4 protein-coding genes are annotated in these 3457 nt (G+C 59.0%); 1 reads left to right on the top strand and 3 read right to left on the bottom strand.

Annotation, left to right across the window (positions count from 1 at the left end; all coding sequences use genetic code 11):
• Positions 1–338: 338 nt before the first annotated feature.
• The 3 genes from ABJK70_RS22135 to iscR form a co-directional block, all read right to left on the bottom strand.
• Entirely contained in the window at positions 339–662 is a 324-nt protein-coding gene (locus ABJK70_RS22135) for an iron-sulfur cluster assembly accessory protein (protein ID WP_077731521.1), read from the bottom strand.
• 61 nt (positions 663–723) lie between these two features.
• A complete protein-coding gene (locus tag ABJK70_RS22130) occupies positions 724–1884 on the bottom strand; it encodes a cysteine desulfurase family protein (RefSeq protein WP_347259154.1) in 1161 nt (386 codons plus the stop codon).
• A 12-nt stretch (positions 1885–1896) separates the two neighbouring features.
• Positions 1897–2385, bottom strand: coding sequence for a Fe-S cluster assembly transcriptional regulator IscR (iscR, locus tag ABJK70_RS22125; RefSeq protein ID WP_077731523.1), 489 nt, complete (start codon positions 2383–2385; stop codon positions 1897–1899).
• Positions 2386–2500: 115 nt separating this feature from the next.
• On the opposite strand from iscR, the gene ABJK70_RS22120 reads away from it, so the two are divergent.
• A partial coding sequence (locus ABJK70_RS22120; RefSeq protein WP_347259153.1) for a hydantoinase/oxoprolinase family protein occupies positions 2501–3457 on the top strand: 957 nt, incomplete at its 3' end.

The raw sequence follows: 3457 nt of genomic DNA, 5'->3' as shown, positions 1-3457 counted from the left end.
AATCGCCGCCTGGGAAGCGGATCGGAACGCCACGCAAGCCACCATCGACTGGCGCTTCTCCGTGACCGATGCCCGTGAAAAACTCAAGCGGCTTTATCCATCTCATTCATCGTGATGAACTACTAGTTGCGACAAGGAAAAGGACGCGGCTCGCCGACTAGGAGCCTACCCCAGTAGGTCACAAAACCCTTCGACACGCTCAGGACGAAAGGCCTACTGAGATAGGCTCCAGCATTGCACTGCCAAGGCGCGGCCGGCCAAGAGCAGGCGGTAAACGGCTAGCCTCACGAGATCACCGGGATGCCGATGTATCGGTTCTTCCGATTGAAGAGAGAATCTTAGACGGCGAAACTTTCCCCGCAGCCGCAGGTCGCCTTGACATTGGGATTGTCGAATCGAAACGCTTCGTTGATTCCTTCCCGGCGATAATCCACCTGAACGCCCGAGAGATAAGCCAGATCGCTGTCTCTCACGACGACTTTCACGCCGTGCTGTTCGAATACGGCATCGCCCTGCTCCACCGCATCGGCGTAATCGACTACATAGGCGAAACCGGTGCAGCCGGACTTTTTCACGCTCAGACGAAGCCCTACCCCTTTGCCGCGTTTTTGCAATTGCTTGGCGATTTGCTCCGCCGCTTTTTCGGTTAAGGTAATGGACATAATACGTAATCTCTGTCGGATCGCTGATTCAAAAAGCTTATAAACGCTCGGGGCATAATCTTTAAATGACCGGCATCACCGGTATCGCTCCCCGGCTCTCAGACGTGGGTATGCCCACGAGGTTTTTCAAGACCTCCAGAAAACGGTCGACTTCCGCCTCGGTGTTGCTCTTGCCGAAGCTTGCGCGTATCGCGCTCTTGGCAACTTCCGGCTCAACGCCCATGGCGATGAGCACGGGGCTCGGCTCGCCGGCGCCGCTGGCGCAAGCTGAACCGCTGGACACCGCGATGCCCTGCCGATCGAGGTTCATGACCAGGGCTTCGCCGTCGTAACCGTCGATGCCGAACTGCAAAGTATTGGGCAGCCGCTCCGCATGTTTGGCGAACAAGATCGCTCCGGGAATCGTCTCCAAACCGACCTCCAGCCGTTTGCGCAGACCGAGCAGCTGAGCGCGTCGTCCCTCCAATTCGGACAAAGCCAACTCCGCCGCTTTACCGAAACCGACGATGGCCGCCACGTTTTCGGTGCCGCCGCGTAGGCCTTGCTCCTGTCCGCCGCCATGCAGCAGGGGTTCTAGCATGACGGTTTTGTCGAGAATCAGCGCGCCCACGCCTTTGGGACCGTAAATCTTGTGCCCGGAAAGGGACATCAGATGAGCGCCTGAGGCTTTGAAATCGAGCGGAATCTTGCCCGCCGCCTGCACTGCGTCACAATGAAAAACGATGCCGCGCTCGCGGAACCAATTGGCGATGGACGCGATATTCTGAATCACGCCGGTTTCGTTGTTGGCCATCATGAGGGTGGCGAATCGAAGCTCGCCGGCCGGCAAAGATTCGATATACGACGCATCGGCCATACCATTCCCGTCCACAGGAATGGTTGCGACCCGCCAGCCTCTGGTCTTCAGGAACTCCAAAGGCTCCGAAACCGATGGATGCTCGGTAGCGCCCGCAGCGATCACGCCCGACTCGCGAGAAAAGGCCAAGCCTTTTAGCGCCAAATTATTCGCTTCGGTCCCGCCGCTGGTAAACACGACCTCGGACGGATGCGCGCCCACCAGGGCAGCGACCTGCTCCCTGGCCGTATCGACCGCGCCGCGGCAGACCCGCCCCATCCGGTAAAGACTCGACGGATTGCCGTAAAAGGCGCCCAGATAGGGCAGCATCGCGTCCAAGACCCGCTCATCCAGCGGGGTGGTCGCATTGTGATCGAAGTAGATCATTTCGTCAGAACGCTAAATATGCGTTTCCCGACGCAACAGCATATCGATACCCTGAACGCCGGACGCCTGCTTGTCCTGACGCTCTGCTACCAAGCGCACGTTCTTGCGCTGCAAGACGTCTTGCAAGCTGATGGAGGCCAAATAGTCGCGAATCTGCTCGCTCAATCCCAGCCAAAGATCATGGGTGAGACAGGGCTGATTGTTCTGGCAGTTGGCTTTGCCGCCGCAGCGCGTCGAGTCGATGGTTTCGTCGACCGCGATAATGATTTCGGAGATATTGATCTGGCTGGCGTCGCGGCTCAATTGATAGCCGCCGCCCGGCCCTCGCACTCCTTCGACCATTCCGGCCCGACGCAAACGCGCGAACAACTGCTCCAGGTAGGACAACGAGATGTGCTGTCGTTTGGCGATATCGGTCAATGTCACCGGCCTTTTTTCGCTATGATAGGCCAGATCCAGCATGGCGGTGACGGCGTAGCGGCCTTTCGTCGTTAAGCGCACGGAATGACTCCCGGAAATTCACACTAAATACGTGGGAATTCAGGTTCACATATCCTAGAAAAATAGTCAATTATTAAGGCACCACAGGGTTTTTGCTGTCAAGATAACCGGCATCATGCATTCGCAATCCTGGCAATTTTGGATCGATCGCGGCGGAACCTTCACCGACATCGTCGCCCGCCGGTCGGACGGCCTCCTGTTGACCCACAAGCTCCTTTCGGAAAATCCGGACCGCTACCGCGACGCCGCCCTGCAAGGCATCCGCGACATTCTGGATCTGGCTCCCGATGCGACCCTGAAACAGGCCAACATCCAGGCCGTGCGGATGGGCACCACGGTGGGGACGAATGCGCTGCTGGAAAGGAAGGGCGAACCGACGGTCCTGGCGATCACGCGGGGCTTCGCCGACGCCCTCCGCATCGGCTATCAGAACCGGCCGGATATCTTCGCCCTGAATATCCGCCGCCCCGAACCGCTTTACCAAAAGGTCGCCGAAATCACCGGGCGTCACGACTCCCGCGGCTCGGAGCTGGAGCCGCTGGATCTCGGCGAAGCGGAACAACAATTGACCGGGGCCTACCGGGAAGGTTTCCGATCGATCGCCATCGTGCTCATGCACGCCTGGCGGACGCCCGATCACGAACTCGTACTGGAAAAGCTGGCCAAGGCAATCGGCTACACCCAGATTTCCCTCTCCCACCGCGTGAGTCCCGCCATGAAATTGATCGGGCGGGGCGACATCACGGTGGTGGATGCTTATCTGTCGCCGGTATTACGCCGTTATGTCGATCAAGTCGCCGCCGGCTTGGGCATCGGCCCAGCCCATGAAGTGCAACAAGATCACAAGCTCAAGTTGCTTTTCATGCAGTCCAACGGCGGATTGGCGGATGCCCACCGGTTCCAGGGCAAGGACAGCATTCTGTCGGGTCCCGCCGGCGGCATCGTCGGCGCGGTGGCGGTCTCCCGTCTCGCCGGCTTCGATCGTATCGTCACCTTCGACATGGGCGGCACGTCCACCGACGTGGCTCATTACGCCGGCGAATTCGAACGCAGCCAGGAAACCGAGATCGCC

Source organism: Methylocaldum sp., assembly GCF_039794385.1.
In the GTDB taxonomy this organism is placed as follows: Bacteria; Pseudomonadota; Gammaproteobacteria; order Methylococcales; family Methylococcaceae; genus Methylocaldum.
Note: the sequence above shows the minus strand (reverse complement) of the source record. Positions and strands in the feature narration are given on the sequence as shown.

Excerpts from the sequence above, each read along its gene's own strand:
- ABJK70_RS22130 (WP_347259154.1), bottom strand. The coding sequence starts at position 1,884 with ATGATCTACTTCGATCACAATGCGACCACCCCGCTGGATGAGCGGGTC.
- ABJK70_RS22135 (WP_077731521.1), bottom strand. The coding sequence starts at position 662 with ATGTCCATTACCTTAACCGAAAAAGCGGCGGAGCAAATCGCCAAGCAA.